This is a genomic window from Spirosoma utsteinense (assembly GCF_014282275.1).
Taxonomy (GTDB): domain Bacteria; phylum Bacteroidota; class Bacteroidia; order Cytophagales; family Spirosomataceae; genus Spirosoma; species Spirosoma utsteinense.
Genome location: NZ_VFIA01000006.1, coordinates 65204 through 80787 on the forward strand (window position 1 = coordinate 65204; position 15584 = coordinate 80787).

A 15584-nucleotide genomic window follows, 5' to 3' on the forward strand; every position below is an offset into this window, starting at 1 on the left:
GTAGCCTGAATAGGGTCTGGTAGCCAGAAACAAGGTTAATAAGCCCTTTGTATAATATTATTGGCTGCTTTTTTGAGCAACAGTCGGTTGATTGAGCGCTAATCGGTAGTTTGAGCCCTTATTCTACTTCTCAAGCAGACCACTTATTCTATTTATGTACAAACTACTTACTGGGCTGGTGATGCTATTGACTAATCTGGGCATGACTGCCTACGCTCAGCATGGTAAAGAGATCATTTACGTTGGTACCTACTCAGTGCGGGGGAGCGAGGGGATTTATGTCTACGAATTTGACCGGATGACAGGAGCAATGAATCCACTTCAGTCCGTATCCAACGCAAAAAGCCCGTCCTTTCTGGCGTTGCACCCATCGACGAAATACCTTTATTCTGTTAACGAAGCGGCCGAAACAGGGCCATCCAAAGCCGGGGCTGTCAGCGCGTATCGTGTGGACGGAACGACGGGAAAGCTTACTTTTCTGAACAGCCAGTCTACGCTGGGAAACGGCCCATGCTACGTCAGTATCGACCAGACGGGTAAGACCGCTTTCGTTGCCAACTATGGCGGGGGAAGTATGGCCGTATTGCCAATTAACCTAGACGGTAACCTGGGGGCGGCTACCGACAGTGTACAACAGACCGGCCGTGGTCCGGATGCGAAACGGCAGGAAAAGCCACACATTCACTCGGCTACGGTGTCTCCCGACAATCGTTTTGTGTACGTCGCTGACCTGGGCACCGATAAACTGCACATTTATGAAATAGATGCCAAAAACAGTACGGTTAAGCCTGCCCAGACGCCTTATGTAACAGTAAAGCCAGGGTCTGGGCCACGTCACCTGGCGTTCCATCCGAATGGAAAGTTTGCTTATCTGGCCGAAGAGTTAATCTCGTCGGTAGCGGTCTTTAGCCGGAATGCCAAAACGGGGGCGCTGACCTTGATTCGTGATGGTGTTAAAACACTTCCCGCTGACTTCAGCGAGCAGAATACCAGCGCCGACATTCACATTGATCCTACCGGTAAGTTCCTATACCAATCGAATCGGGGGCGGCATGCATTGGCTATCTTTGCCATTGGTGACAACGGCGACCTGACAGCCGTAGGTGATGAGCCAACAAGGGGCAAAACTCCGCGTAATTTTATGATTGATCCAAAAGGCGAGTTTGTCTTTGTCGCCAATCAGGATTCCGATACTATTACTATTTTTAAGCGCAATCAGAAAACAGGCAAACTGACCTACACCGGCCAATCGATCAGCGTACCAGCTCCAGTATGCGTGATCATGGCCGGTTCCCGATAATAAATTACACACGTTAAACGATTGACATAATGAAGCGAATAGTGCTCTTCGGGCTTGTGCTCGGCTTATTTGTTATGGCTGCTCCGGCCAAAAAAATTACGCTCTTCAACGGTAAGGATTTGAGCGGCTGGAAAGTATACGGTACCGAAAAATGGTATGTCAAGGATGGCGAACTAATCTGCGAGAGTGGCCCCGACAAGCAGTATGGCTATCTGGCAACGGAACAGACTTACAAGAACTTTGATCTGTCGGTACAATTCAAGCAGGAAGCCAACGGTAACAGTGGCGTCTTCTTCCGGTCGAGCATCGAAGGCACCAAAGTAAGTGGCTGGCAGGTTGAGGTGGCCCCCAAAGACCACGATACGGGTGGCGTGTATGAATCCTATGGCCGGGGCTGGCTGGAAAAAATACCGTCCGAGAAAGAAAATATCCTGAAGCCAGAGGAGTGGAACACCATGCGTATACGGGTTGAGGGCGATCACGTTCAGACATACCTCAACGGCAAGCCCATGATCGATATGCACGATGCCAAGATCGGCGCGGCCGATGGGTCAATAGCCTTACAGATCCACGATGGTGGCGGCATTAAAGTTCGCTGGCGGAAACTAGTCCTTAAGACACTATAGGGGAACGCTGAACCACGTTGGAACGCACTCCTACAACTCGCCCAGCAGCCCTTCCAGGTCCAGTGGATGTGTATACATCTCCAGAGAACCGTCGGGCTTCTGCGGCCAGTCTTCCTTAGGGCGATCCCAGTACAGTTCTACTCCATTCTGATCGGGATCGTTCAGGTATATAGCTTCTGAAACCCCATGATCTGAGGCACCCGTAATGGGATAGTGTGCATCGATCAGCCGTTTCAGGGCCACCGCCAGATCCCGGCGCGTTGGATATAGAATGGCCGTATGAAACAAGCCGGCGCTACGTACCGGTGCAGGGGGCATACCTTTGCTGTACCAGGTGTTAAGCCCAATATGGTGATGATAGCCACCCGCCGAAATAAAGGCCGCCTGATCGCCGTATAGCGTTGTAACGGTGAAGCCAAGTAAATCGCGGTAAAACTGAAGCGCGCGGTCAAGATCCGCTACTTTCAAATGAACATGGCCAATCTGGGTCTGGTCTGGAATCGTGTACGGAATCATAATCCTTATCTAAGCCCGTCGCTTCAGCGAACGGGCTTTTTTGTTTAGCCGAGCTTGAGTGTAATCGTTTTGGCGGCTATGTCTACCGACCCTGTTCCAGGCTCCACGGATTGCTCTTTTACCTTTCCTTTTCCTTCAACAACTACCCGGAATCCTCGGTTTTCGAGCAGGAACAACGCATCCCGTAGTGTCAATCCCCGTACATCGGGTACCTGGTTAGGACGGGTAGGCCGTGATTTCCAACGCCCATCTTCTGTTGTTTCAACCCACCCTTCGGTTGATGGTTCACTGTCCATGTTTAGAGTACTACTGATGGTATGCAGATCGTCGGCATACCCGGCCAGTAAGGCTGAGGCCGGACGTGGCTGCCGTCCCCCGGCTCTGATGGGGGCATGCATTCGGATGTCGTAGGCTACGATCCGGTCAGCTACCTCTTTGAATACGGGGGCGGCTACGGCTCCGGCATAGAGTAGGTCTATGTTATTACCCTGGGGGCTATCGATTGCCGTGATCATGGTGTACTTAGGGTTATTGGCTGGAAAATAACCAATAAACGAGGTGTAGTATTTCCCGACCTGATAGCGACCGTTTATGACTTTTTGAGCCGTGCCGGTTTTGCCGGCTATAGCATAGTGGGGATTATTTATGTGCTTTGCTGTTCCATGTTCGACAACCCCACGCAACAGTTCCTGCGCTTTTCTGGCAGTTTCAGGGGAGCAGATAGGCTCTGCGCTTATTTCCGGCTGGTTATCCTCAACCAGTTCGTTAGCCAGTTTGATTTTACGAACCAGCATCGGGCGCACCCATCGGCCATCATTGGCTACCGCGTTGTAAAAGGCCAGCATCTGGAGGGGTGTTATCTGCATTTCGTAGCCGTAAGACATGGAGGTCAGCGACACCTTACTCCAGCCTTTCATGTCGGGGTTACGAACAACAGGGATAGCTTCCCCTTTCATGTGAATCCCTGTTGGCTGAGTCAGATGGAACCGGCGCAGATATTGACAGTAGAGGTCAGGGCGGCTATAGAAGTAACTTTTCATTAGTAAATGAATGCCTACGTTCGATGACTTCTCAAAAACCTGCCGCGCCGTAATCGTTCCGGCTCCTCCCCGTTTGGCGTCATGAATTCCCAGGCCGTTATACCGCATCGATCCGCCACCTGTAGCTACCAGCTGATTCAATGAGATCGCTTTCTCTTCCATCAGGGCCATCATCGTTGCCAGTTTGAAGGTAGAGCCAGGATCCGTCCGTCCTGCCAGCGCATGATTGAAGTTCTCGACATACGTATTGTCCCGGCGCTTCGATAAATTGGCCATAGCCCGGATTTCGCCGGTTGCCACTTCCATCACGATAACACAGCCTTTGTCTGCCTTGTATTTTTCAAGCGCCGACCGAAGGGATGTTTCGGCCATATCCTGAAAGTTAACATCGATTGTCGTGTACAGATCCATACCTGGCTCCGGTTTCATCTCGGGGCCATCGTCGACTGGTTTGCGGATACCACCCGATAAGACTTCGACCAGACCGACGGCGTTTTTGCCCGCCAGCGCTGGCTGGAACGAGGCTTCCAGACCAATTAGTCCCCGCCCGGTTTTGGCGTCGAGGTTGCCAATGGTACGCTCAGCCATCGATCCAAAAGGGTGGTAACGTTCGTAGTAGGGGCGTAGCACACCACCACGCGCTGCCACCTTTGCCGAGGACCGGAAAAAAGGCCATTTCAGCATCATCTGGCGCTCTTGGAACGTAACGCGCCGACGATTCAACAACACATACCGGCGTTTGCGGGCGCGCGCATCCCGCACAAGGTCAGCGTAGTCGCGCGCCGAACGATCTTTATAGATGCGGGCCAGGAGTAGGCCCAGGGAATCTACTTTCTTGCCGAAGTATTCCGGTTTAGCTGTCGTTGGATCGAGGCCAACGACGTAAGTGGGTAACGAGGTTGCGAGTAGACTGCCATCGGCCGCCAGGATATTGCCCCGCATAGCCCGGATCGTATCGCGCTGGATGAGCGTTGCCGCCACACGTTCGCGCCAGAACTGACCCTTGAATGTCTGGAAATACTGGACGTAAACCAGTCGCATTACCACCGCGAAAGCGAGGGCCAGCACAACGTAGAAAACGTGGTTTGCCCGTTGAATAATATCCTGCTTAATGTTCATCGGACTTGACGACTATTTTGTGGGGTGGGGTTTGGCTATCGGACAAACCGAGCCCGGCAACCCGCTTCGTAATTTCAGACTGTTTGCCGCTCTTCATAAAATCGGCATTCAGCACGGTGTACTGCGAGCGAAGTTCGTCGACCTGTGTTTTGGTTCGCTGGATGCGCCGGACAAGTCGCTCGGCGTTGTGATTCAGGCCGATGTATACGATGAGTAAGAACGTGATCCACAGGATACGGTCAATATGGCGGATTGGCCAGGCATTATCTTCACCAAAAAGCCGGTCCAACCCAATGAAGTCGTTAAGCCAGGATGCTAACTTGAGCCGACGCCGTTGCTTTTTCTGTTTAGGAATGCGCTCTGGTTCGCGAAAGGTATTTTTTGCCATAACGAGGGTAACAGGCCGTGTCAATACAAAGAAACAAAAACATTGGTAAACCCCTCGAATAGAAAAAAAGCAACCGGGCCAAAAGACTACCATTACTCCCCTGAGATGGTAGTCTTTTGGCCCGGTTGCGTTATGGGTCTTCTGCTAAGAAGTTATTCTTTCCACCGCCACTCATTCGCGATTTGTAACGGGGTCCTGAGTCCCTGCATGACGAGGTAATCACGGGTTTGAGAGTCGGTCTGGCGTCTGGTTGGAATATCGTCAGCATCGGCCAGCGCATAAAGCAACATCGTCGAGTAGCGAACCGTGTTTTTCAGCTGATCGGGTTTGACAAGGTTCATCTTGTCGCAGTCGGCATGGTAACAGTCGAGCACCGAGCGGTCCAAATGACCATTCATGCCAACGACGGGTATCCCTTCGAGCATAAACGGCTGGTGGTCGGAGTGCAGGCCCGCCTGGTTTTCCATCTGGTTGGCAAAGCTGGGATCGATTCGTTTCATTGTTTCGCCTACGACATTCAGGAACGACACCATATCGCTCCGGCCAAAGGCATTCAGGCCATTGGGGTCGTTGGTCATATCGAGGTTCATCATATACCGGACTTTGTCCAGGTTTCCTGAATTCTTCAGGTTCTCGACCATCGCCCGCGAGCCAAGCAGCCCCTGTTCTTCCCCCATAAACAGAACAAACTCGATGGTTCGTTTGGGCTTCAGACCCAATGCTTTCATTGTACGGGCGATGTCCATGACCGCAAATGAACCGATTCCGTTATCGATGGCACCCGTTGCCAGGTCCCACGAATCCAGGTGACCGCCAATAATAATTTTCTCATTCGGGTATTTAGCGCCTTTCAGCGTAGCCACTACATTACGGGCACGGATTTTCCGGCTTGTATTGGTCATGTCGATAATGGCATGCAGGCGGCTGTTTTCCTCCTGCATCCATGACCGCAGTGCCTGCCCGCTCTCGAGCGAAATACAGACCGACGGAATGGCGATCAACTTACCCGTTACCGACGCCGTGCCCGTAAGCAGTACGTTGCCGGCTACGAGGTTGACCATAATGACGCCGGATGCACCGTACTGAATGGCCAGCGCCGTTTTCTCGGAACGGTGGAGATTACGGGCACCTTTTGTGGGGTTTGACAGGCCGATGTTGACCAGCACGACCTTGCCCTTTATTTTGTCCTTCATACTGGCAAAGTTACCTTCCAGGCCGTTGCCCACGTCGATAATTTCGCCCCTGATGTGTGCTTCAACGGGTGAGTGAGCCAGCGAAACCACGGCTACTTCGCGGAAGTTATCGCTCCGGTCGGGAACCACCGACAGTGTAACGGTATCACGCGCCCATGCCTCTACTTCAAAAGGTTCATAGCGAACATCTTTAAACCCGTAGGAAGCCAGCAGGTTATAGGCATACTCTTCGGCACGGCTTCCGTTGACGCTGCCTGTCAGGCGGTGGCCCACCCGCTGCGACGCATCGGACAGGGTTTCATAGGCGCGGCTGCGTTGGTCAACTTCCGTGTTGATGCGGGAAAAAGCTTTTTCGAGCGAAATTTTGTCGGGGTAAAAGGCAGTCAGGCAACTGGCGGTGCCGATACAGAACAAGACGAGCCAGAAGCGGGGCACGTAAAACGTTCGGTGCATAGAAGGGGGTTTCAATTCTCAGATAAATATACGAAAAACGCCGGTGATGAGGGGCCGATTCTCTAGACGCAATGTAGGCTAAAAGCGTTCGGATGCCAATCTGTAAAATTCACTTGCCGACATTGTTTCTATTAAGCGGCACAGTGGTGATCAATTCGGTTCCGGGCGTGCAACGACAATCGTTGGCTGGTAGTCGCCTGGGGGCATCTACGGACCTGAATAGAATGATTCGGCGAACAGGGCTGCCACATGGAGGGGAGTGTTTTTGTACCTCGTTTTTTTATTGGCTGGTCGTTCCGTAGTTTTGATACCTATCGCCCTTATTCGTTTACTGTACCCTGACATGTTAGCCAAAACTTACGGTGCGGCCGTTTACGGCGTCAATGCCAGCATCATTACCATTGAAGTAGTTGTTGCACAGGGATTACATTTTCACCTCGTCGGGCTGCCCGATAGTGCTGTTAAGGAAAGCGAGCAGCGGGTGGAAGCATCGCTGAAGTTTTTTGGTTACAAGATGCCTCGCCAAAAGGTCGTCGTTAACCTGGCCCCCGCCGATATCCGTAAAGAAGGGTCTTCCTATGACCTGCCCATTGGTCTGTGTGTGCTCGAAGCGTCTGAACAGATTACCACCACGCGTAAGCTGGATGACTATGTAATCATGGGCGAACTGGCGCTCGACGGCACCTTACGGCCTATCAAGGGTGTGCTGCCGATTGCGATCGAAGCGAGAAAGCGCGGTTATAAAGGATTCGTTCTTCCAACCGAAAATGCGCAGGAAGCTTCCATTGTTAATCAACTGGATGTGATTGGCGTGTCGACAATTCAGGAAGCGGCCGAGTTTTTTGAAGGGAAAAAGGACATTACGCCCCTGGAAACCGACACGCGTGATCTGTTCATGAGTCAGCTTAACGCTTACGATGCTGATTTTTCGCATGTTCAGGGTCAGGAAAACATCAAGCGGGCGATGGAAATTGCGGCTGCTGGCGGCCATAATGTGATCATGATTGGGCCACCGGGTGCCGGTAAGACCATGCTGGCCAAACGCCTGCCCAGTATTTTGCCGCCCCTGACGTTGCAGGAAGCGCTGGAAACAACTAAAATCCACTCCGTCGCCGGCAAACTGGGTACCCGCGCTACGCTGATTGCCACCCGCCCTTATCGCGCTCCGCACCACACGATTTCGGATGCGGCCCTGGTGGGCGGGGGTAGCTTTCCCCAGCCGGGTGAAATCTCTCTGGCGCACAATGGTGTGCTTTTTCTGGACGAGTTGCCTGAGTTCAAACGGTCGGCGCTGGAGGTTATGCGCCAGCCACTCGAAGACCGCAAGGTGAATATTTCGCGGGCTAAATGGGCCGTAGAGTTTCCGGCCAGCTTTATGCTTATCGCCAGCATGAATCCGTGCCCGTGTGGCTATTACAATCACCCCGACAAGGACTGTGTTTGCGGACCGGGCGTGGTGCAGAAATACCTGGCTAAAGTGAGCGGGCCGCTGCTCGACCGGATTGACCTGCACGTAGAAGTGACGCCCGTTTCTTTCGACCAGATGACCGCCAATCGTCCTTCAGAGCCAAGCGAAGTCATTCGGGAGCGGGTTATACGGGCTCGTGAGCGTCAGACAGCGCGATTTGTAGAACAACCGGGTATCTATTCCAACGCCATGATGCCATCGCAACTGGTAAAGGAAATCTGCGTGATTAGCGATGCAGGCCGCATGCTGCTCAAAACAGCCATGGAGCGGCTGGGTCTGTCGGCGCGGGCATATGACCGGATCCTGAAAGTGTCGCGTACGATTGCCGATCTGGCTGGCAGCGACGAAATCAAAATCGAGCATCTGGCCGAAGCCATTCAATACCGGAGCCTGGACCGGGAAAATTGGGCGGGGTAAATCACGGGAGCTAATGGGGATATTTGAAGGTGTACTGCCTTTGGTGAATAGCCTGGTGCCAATCAGCTTATCGATGCGTGAAATGACTGCGTGAAGGTGTTCATTTCTTGTTCGTACCAGCCAGATTTGTGTCTATATTTACATGGTAAAGTTCAATTCTTCGTTTTCTCATTTTAACTCATGAATATGCGTTCCTCGACATTATCAGCCCTTGCCCGGCGGGCAGTGGCTTTGTCGGCCGCTGGTTTGCTGGTTGGCGGTACGTTCATTGGCGCTTACCAGAACCGCAACCTCAACGCGGCTTCGCGCAGCTATCTGACGGCCTTGTTTGCGCGCCTTACCGACGACGACAAGCACGATCCTAAATATGCGGTGGGTAGTCTCAACGTGGCACCCGGTCTGGAAGCAACCCTGTTTGCGGCCGAACCAATGCTCAAGAATCCCACCGACATTGATGTTGATGCCAGAGGACGCGTGTGGGTTTGTGAAGCGTACAACTATCGCCCGGCCATTAACGGTAACCCAACCAACGAAGCGGGCGACCGTATCGTGATTCTGGAAGATACCAATGGCGACGGGAAAGCGGATGTTACGAAGGTTTTCTATCAGGGAAAAGAACTTGAGTCACCCCTGGGTATATGGGTGCAGGGTAACAAAGTCATCGTTTCCGACAGCCCCAACGTCTGGGTCTTCACCGACGAGAATGGTGACGATAAAGCCGATAAAAAGGAACTGTTGTTTACGGGTATCGGTGGCGAACAGCATGACCATGGCATGCACACGTTCGTGTTCGGTCCCGATGGGAAGTGGTATTTTAACTTCGGTAACGAGGGCAAGCAACTCCTGGATAAGGACGGTAAGCCCGTAGTCGACGTAGCGACGGGAAAGCCCATCGACAAGCAAAACTTCAGGCAAGGCATGGTGTTCCGCTGCGATCCCGACGGAAAGAACGTGGAACTGCTGGGCCAGAACTTCCGGAATAACTACGAAGTAGCTGTCGATTCATACGGAACGCTGTGGCAGTCGGACAACGACGATGACGGCAACAAGGGCGTACGGATCAACTACGTGATGGAGTATGGTAACTACGGTTATACCGATGAACTGACCGGCGCAGGCTGGCAGGCAAACCGGACAAACATAGAAGCCGAAACGCCCAAAAAACACTGGCACCTCAACGATCCCGGTAGTATCCCAAACCTGTTGCAAACCGGTGCCGGTTCGCCAACGGGTATGATCGTGTATGAAGGTAAGCTGTTGCCGAAGCAATTCCAGGGGCAGATGATCCACTGCGATGCCGGACCAAATGTGGTGCGCTCGTATCCCGTTCAGAAAGACGGGGCAGGCTACAAAGCTGAGATCGTAAATGTGCTGGAGGGAGCCCGGGACCAGTGGTTCCGGCCAGCCGACGTATGCGTAGCGCCCGACGGTTCGCTCATTATTGCCGACTGGTACGATCCTGGTGTTGGCGGTCACCAGGCAGGTGATCAGAGCAAAGGGCGTCTCTACCGTGTAGCCCCTCCTGGTTCGCCCTACACCATGCCGAAAGTGGACGTCACAACGACCGAAGGTGCTATCGACGCGCTGCAAAGTCCGAACATGTCGATCCGGTATTCAGGCTGGCAGAAATTACATGAGATGGGTATGAAGGCCGAAAAGCCACTTGCCAAATTCTATAAAACAACCACCGACCCACGCCAGAAAGCCCGTGCGCTCTGGTTATTAAGCAAACTACCGGACAACAAAGGCCAGCAGTACGTAAAGGCTGCTCTAGCCGATGCCAATTCAGATCTGCGCATTACGGCGCTGCGGGCTGCCCGACAACTGCCCGGTGACATTACCACTACTGTCAAGCAACTCGTTAACGATACCGACGCACAGGTACGCCGGGAGTGCGCTATTGCCTTACGTGGTAGCAAGTCGGCTGAGGCTCCGGCTTTGTGGGCGCAGCTGGCCAGCAAACACGACGGTAAAGATCGCTGGTACCTGGAAGCGCTTGGTATCGGTGCCGATGGCAACTGGGATACGTATTACACGGCCTGGATCAAACAACTAAACGGTGACCCTATTGCCAATGCGGGTGGTCGCGATATCGTGTGGCGGGCCCGTACCAAAGAGTCAGTACCGATGCTGGCCAAACTGGCGGGCGACTCACAAACGGATATCAATCAGCGGTTACGGTATTTCCGGGCGTTCGACTTCAACCCCGGTGGCACCGAAAAATCGAATGCGCTGCTAGGCATTCTACAAGCCAACAGTGGCTCAACCAGTGCGTCGTCTGCCGACGTAACCAAACTGGCCTTACGTCATCTTGACCCTGCTTTTGTGAAAACATCGCAAGTGGCGGCAACTGCCCTGAACAAACTCATGACCGATGTGTACGGTACGCAGGAGTATGTCGAACTGGTTTCCCGCTACGAACCCACCTCGGAAAACGTACGACTCAAGCAATTGGCCGTTCAAAAGGCACAGGATGGCATTGGCCGGGATGCGGCCAAGCAACTGCTTAAACAAGGCGGTGGGTCGCTGGCGTGGGAGGTTATCAACGGTAGTGATCAGGATGCAGCGCTCAACATGCTGATGGCCCTGCGACGGGTGGGCAATAAAGAATCGATCGATATGTTAAAAACCGTTGCGCTGGACGAGAAGCGGCCAACCGCCCTTCGTCGGGAAGCAACCCGCTCGCTGGGCGGTAGCCAGGATGGCGAAGATGAAGTGGTTGCGTTGCTGAAATCGGGTGATATCAAGGGCGATTACAAAGCAGTTGCCGTACAGGGGGTCAGTGGCGCGTGGCGTAAAAAAATCCGTCAGGATGCCGCCAGTTATCTCGATGGTGGCGCGGTGACGGGCAGTAAGAAACTGCCGTCAATCAACGAACTGCTGGCCATGAACGGCGACGCAACAAAGGGCGTCAATGTATTCAAAACAAACTGTTCTGTTTGCCATCAGGTCAATGGAGAGGGTATGGATTTTGGTCCTAAGCTTTCGGAAATTGGTTCGAAGCTACCCAAAGAAGGCCAGTACCTTGCTATTCTGCATCCGGATGCAGGCATTAGTTTTGGCTATGAAGGCTGGGAGGTGAAATTCAAAGATGGCAGCACTATGGCGGGTATCGTATCGAGCAAAACCGAAACCGATTTGCAGATGAAATTTCCCGGTGGCGTTATTTCCAATTACAAAATGGCTGATGTAGTGTCGATGAAAAAAATGGATTCATCGATGATGCCTTCGGGCCTGCAGGAAGCGATGAGCAATCAGGAGCTGGTCGATTTAGTCGAGTACCTGGCGAGTATGAAAAAGAAATAATCTCGTTTCTTTGTAGTAACTCATTCTTGGGGGCATCTTCAGTTGAGGGTGCTCCCTCATTTTTAGGCTGACAAACACAAACCTATACCTTTAAGAGTCATGCAACGACGCAGTTTTGTCAAATCAACCTTCGGCGCAGCCGGTTTGGGGGCCGCTGGCCTGGGCGAATCGGTAGCCACAAACTGGCACGCGCAGCCCAACCTGCTGGCTAAGAATAGCTTCAAGCTTAAGTACGCCCCTCATATTGGCATGTTTGAGAACAGTGCGGGCAAAGACCCTATCGACCAGCTTAAGTTTATGGCCGATATGGGGTTTACCGCGCTGGAAGACAACGGCATGATGGGACGGGAGCCAGCCATGCAGGAAAAAATGGGCAAGGAAATGGCGCGGCTGGGTATAACCATGGGCGTGTTCGTGCTCGACAAGGGAGGCAATTCGCAGAACACGCTGGCAGCCGGCAAGCCTGAGTATGTCGATATTTTTCTGAACGGTTGCCGTCGGGCTGTCGAAACCGCAAAACGGGTAAATGCCAAATGGACGACAGTCGTACCCGGCGACTTTGAACGCAACCTGCCTATTGGGATTCAAACGGGTAACGTAATCGACGCGTTGCGCCGGGGTGCCGAGATTCTCGAGCCTGCTGGTATCGTCATGGTGCTCGAACCGCTCAGTGATTCACCAAACCTGTTCCTGCGCACCTCCGATCAGACCTATGAAATTTGCCGGGGGGTTAACAGCCCGTCCTGTAAACTGCTGTTTGATATTTATCACATGCAGAAAAACGAAGGCCACATCATTCCGCATATCAACTGGTCGTGGAATGAGATTGCTTATTTTCAAATTGGGGATAATCCAGGCCGGAACGAGCCGACGACGGGCGAGATCAACTACAAGAACATATTCAAGCACGTGTATCAGAAAGCCAAAGCCGAAAAGAAGGAGTTCATTTTCGGGATGGAGCACGGAAAATCGATGACCGGAAAGGAAGGCGAACTAGCGCTGATCAAAGCCTACGTCGAATCGGATAGCTTTACGGTATAAGAGAAGGAGAAAAGCAGGAGGGAGGAAAGGAAAAATGCTTTGCATGCATACCCCTTTCTCCTTTCCTCCCTCCTGCTTTTCTCCTTTTTACAATACAACAACTGAATTTTCGTCAGACGAAATTCCGCTGGCTACATATTTATCGGCAGCCCAATCATTAGTCCAAGTCGTACCATCCAGAATGTAACGATATTGGTATTCCCCACCTACAGGCAGTTCAACCGTCGTCTTATACGAACCGTCCTTCTGCTTCTTCAACACCTGGGCGGTAGCGTCCCAGCCATTAAAATCGCCAGCGACAGCAACCGTCTTAGCTCCATTGACGGCTTCGGCCGACAACGCAAACGTTACTTTACAAACAGGCTTGCTTTTGATAAATTGCTTGGCAACTGCCATAGTGAATCAATGTTTAGTTTATTGTGCAAAATTATGCTCTAAAATAAATAAAGTCATAGTTATCAGTAGGTTATGGGTAAATATTCTTCAAATAATTATATTCATTACATTATGTATTATACTGCAACCTGTATATACGTGGATTATTTACCAAGCGGCCTTTCAATCAGCGTGGAATCTCGCCACTTGGGTGTGTATACGAGCACTAGTTATGCCTATAAGCCAATTACTTACGTCACAACTGGCTGGCTGTCTGATTCTGATGTACAAGGTCAGGTTTACAATTGAGCCAACCTAAGGCAATAGTCCTTTATCCAACAATGGGTAGCTGCGGTATTCCCTTGTCCAGTTACGGGCGCCCAAAGCAGCAAGGAAACAAAAAAACAAATACTCGACCCCAACCAGTTTAACGTCTTTGACGAAGTACATGTAGGTCGAGATTATATCAATAACCAGCCATACGTACCAGCATTCCAGCCGCTTCTCAATCATCAGAAAAGTGCCCATAATGCTCATAACTGTGGTGAACGAGTCGAGGTAGGGGAAGGCACTGGGTTGGCTGAATACCGTAGGAAACCAGGTATGGAGGTTTCTGGCAAATGTACCAACCAGCGCCGTTCCTGCTACGCTCGCCAGTGACCAGACCATCAGTTGGCGGGCCGTCATTCGGGTAATACGCAACCTTTTACGGTCACTGACCGACTCCGCCACCCGCTCGTCTTCTTTGGGGTGTGTCCAGCGCCACCAGCCCAGCAAATAGGTTATCAGAAAAAAGAGTTGCAGGAACATGTCGGGATATAACTGTACCTGATAGAACAGGAAAAAAAACAGAAATACGCTTACTAAGGCAATGGGCCAGGTCCAGACATTGTTTCGGGCAACGAGCCAGGTGGCCAGACTGCCCGTTAGTACGCCGGAAAACTCCAGATAACTCATTGGGTACCCCCACAGGGTAAAGAAAATGGTATCGATGTCGAAAAAGTTGGACATGAGATTTGAGAGAATACGGCTTTTAATCACAAAGAACACAAAGTTCAGCACAGGGTAAGTAAAGGTTTTGGGTACGCTGTTAAAACCTTACCGTGTGCTGTGATTAAAATACACAAAACACTATGCAGAAAATTGCTATGCTGGGGGGCGGCTTCATTGGCCGTTTCTATGCCGAATCCCTTCACGGCCAACGCAGCCGCGACAAAGTCATTGCTATCTACGCCCGACGGGAAGAAACGGCCCGAAAATTCGCCGATGACTACGGCTGCTCGTTCCTGTCGACTGATTTGGAAGAGGTCATTGCCCACCCCGACGTTACGATGGTATGCATTGCGTTGCCCAATAACCTGCACGCGCTGGCGGTTGAACTTTGCGCCAAACACAAAAAGAATGTCATCTGTACAAAGCCGCTCGGCCGCACCGCCGACGAAGCCCTTACAATGATGAAATTGGTTGAAGACGCGGGCCTCTTCGGTGGTTATCTGGAAGATCTCTGTTACTCACCCAAGTTCTTGAAGGCGATGGAAACCGTCCGGAATGGCGCATTGGGCCGTATTCTCTGGGCCAAATCCCGCGAAGCCCATCCCGGCCCGCACTCCAACTGGTTCTGGGACAAAGAGCAGGCGGGGGGTGGTTGTATGCTCGATCTGGGCTGCCACTGCGTCGAGATTGCCCGAAATTTTATTGGTAAAGACGTCCGGCCGGTCGAGGTTATGTGCTGGGCGGCTACGCAGGTAAAACCCATCGATGCCGAAGATCATGCCATTGCGCTGGTGAAGTACGAAAACGGAGCTATCGGGCAGTTTGAAGTGAGTTGGGCCTTCCGGGGCGGTATGGACCTGCGCGACGAAGTGATGGGTACCGAAGGAACGATCTGGATCAACAATTTCCTGCGAACGGGCTTCGAAATGTTCACTACGGGCAAAGGTGCGGATTACGTTGCCGAAAAGGCCGAAAGCAACACCGGCTGGCTGTTTCCCGTTGGCGATGAGGTCAATGACCTGGGCTATAATCACATGTTTACCGATATGTTTGCCGCTGCCGAAGAAGGTCGCGACCCCGCCGAAACGTTCTATGACGGCTATGTGGTCAATGCTATTCTGGATGCTGCCTACAAATCGGCCGATACGAAGCAGTGGGAGCCGGTTCAACTGCCGGTATGGCGCGGTCGTGAGGGCCTGACCATGGAGACCACGTTGACCGACTACGACGCCGACCACTACCTGATCAAACAGGAAATGACCCACGACGGGCGCAACAAAGTGATTTTGAAGGAGAAGGTAAGCGGTAAAATTGTGGAGCGGGATCTGCTGTAAGCTAGCTATCAGAAG

At 52.1% G+C, this 15584-nt stretch carries 12 protein-coding genes; 6 read left to right on the forward strand and 6 right to left on the reverse strand.

The annotated features are described in order from the left end of the window. Positions 1 to 154: 154 nt before the first annotated feature. Together FH603_RS06355 and FH603_RS06360 are read left to right on the forward strand one after the other, a co-directional pair. Positions 155 to 1300, forward strand: a complete 1146-nt coding sequence (locus FH603_RS06355; RefSeq protein ID WP_186736628.1) for a lactonase family protein — start codon at positions 155 to 157, stop codon at positions 1298 to 1300. Between the two features lie 29 nt (positions 1301 to 1329). Beyond that, complete coding sequence (locus tag FH603_RS06360; RefSeq protein WP_186736629.1) at positions 1330 to 1926, forward strand: 3-keto-disaccharide hydrolase; 597 nt, start codon at positions 1330 to 1332, stop codon at positions 1924 to 1926. 30 nt (positions 1927 to 1956) lie between these two features. Here FH603_RS06360 and FH603_RS06365 read toward each other — a convergent pair whose 3' ends face one another. The 4 genes from FH603_RS06365 to FH603_RS06380 all read right to left on the reverse strand — a co-directional run bounded on the left by FH603_RS06365 (position 1957) and on the right by FH603_RS06380 (position 6635). Further along, positions 1957 to 2442, reverse strand: a complete 486-nt coding sequence (locus tag FH603_RS06365) for a VOC family protein (protein ID WP_186736630.1) — start codon at positions 2440 to 2442, stop codon at positions 1957 to 1959. 44 nt (positions 2443 to 2486) lie between these two features. Then, entirely contained in the window at positions 2487 to 4601 is a 2115-nt protein-coding gene (locus tag FH603_RS06370; RefSeq protein ID WP_186736631.1) for a penicillin-binding protein, read from the reverse strand. Next, on the reverse strand, positions 4591 to 4989 hold the full coding sequence (locus FH603_RS06375; protein ID WP_186736632.1) for an FtsL-like putative cell division protein: 399 nt from the start codon (positions 4987 to 4989) through the stop codon (positions 4591 to 4593). The genes FH603_RS06370 and FH603_RS06375 overlap by 11 nt, the downstream gene beginning before the upstream one ends. Before the next feature lie 152 nt (positions 4990 to 5141). Continuing rightward, entirely contained in the window at positions 5142 to 6635 is a 1494-nt protein-coding gene (locus FH603_RS06380; RefSeq protein ID WP_186736633.1) for a M20/M25/M40 family metallo-hydrolase, read from the reverse strand. A 343-nt stretch (positions 6636 to 6978) separates the two neighbouring features. On the opposite strand from FH603_RS06380, the gene FH603_RS06385 reads away from it, so the two are divergent. The 3 genes from FH603_RS06385 to FH603_RS06395 all read left to right on the forward strand — a co-directional run bounded on the left by FH603_RS06385 (position 6979) and on the right by FH603_RS06395 (position 12867). After that, complete coding sequence (locus FH603_RS06385) at positions 6979 to 8520, forward strand: YifB family Mg chelatase-like AAA ATPase (RefSeq protein WP_186736634.1); 1542 nt, start codon at positions 6979 to 6981, stop codon at positions 8518 to 8520. A 186-nt stretch (positions 8521 to 8706) separates the two neighbouring features. Beyond that, positions 8707 to 11826, forward strand: a complete 3120-nt coding sequence (locus FH603_RS06390; RefSeq protein WP_186736772.1) for a PVC-type heme-binding CxxCH protein — start codon at positions 8707 to 8709, stop codon at positions 11824 to 11826. A 99-nt stretch (positions 11827 to 11925) separates the two neighbouring features. Next, positions 11926 to 12867: a hydroxypyruvate isomerase family protein gene (locus FH603_RS06395; RefSeq protein WP_186736635.1), complete on the forward strand. Its 942-nt coding sequence runs from the start codon at positions 11926 to 11928 to the stop codon at positions 12865 to 12867. A gap of 87 nt (positions 12868 to 12954) precedes the next feature. On the opposite strand, the gene FH603_RS06400 is transcribed toward FH603_RS06395, so the two are convergent. Further along, on the reverse strand, positions 12955 to 13263 hold the full coding sequence (locus FH603_RS06400) for an isoamylase early set domain-containing protein (RefSeq protein ID WP_186736636.1): 309 nt from the start codon (positions 13261 to 13263) through the stop codon (positions 12955 to 12957). A gap of 294 nt (positions 13264 to 13557) precedes the next feature. Next, a complete protein-coding gene (gene pnuC / locus FH603_RS06405) occupies positions 13558 to 14253 on the reverse strand; it encodes a nicotinamide riboside transporter PnuC (RefSeq protein WP_186736637.1) in 696 nt (231 codons plus the stop codon). Positions 14254 to 14375: 122 nt separating this feature from the next. Here pnuC and FH603_RS06410 point away from each other — a divergent pair, with 122 nt between their 5' ends. Then, positions 14376 to 15569 (forward strand): Gfo/Idh/MocA family protein, encoded by a 1194-nt coding sequence (locus FH603_RS06410; RefSeq protein WP_186736638.1) that lies wholly within the window; start codon positions 14376 to 14378, stop codon positions 15567 to 15569. Positions 15570 to 15584: the final 15 nt, after the last annotated feature.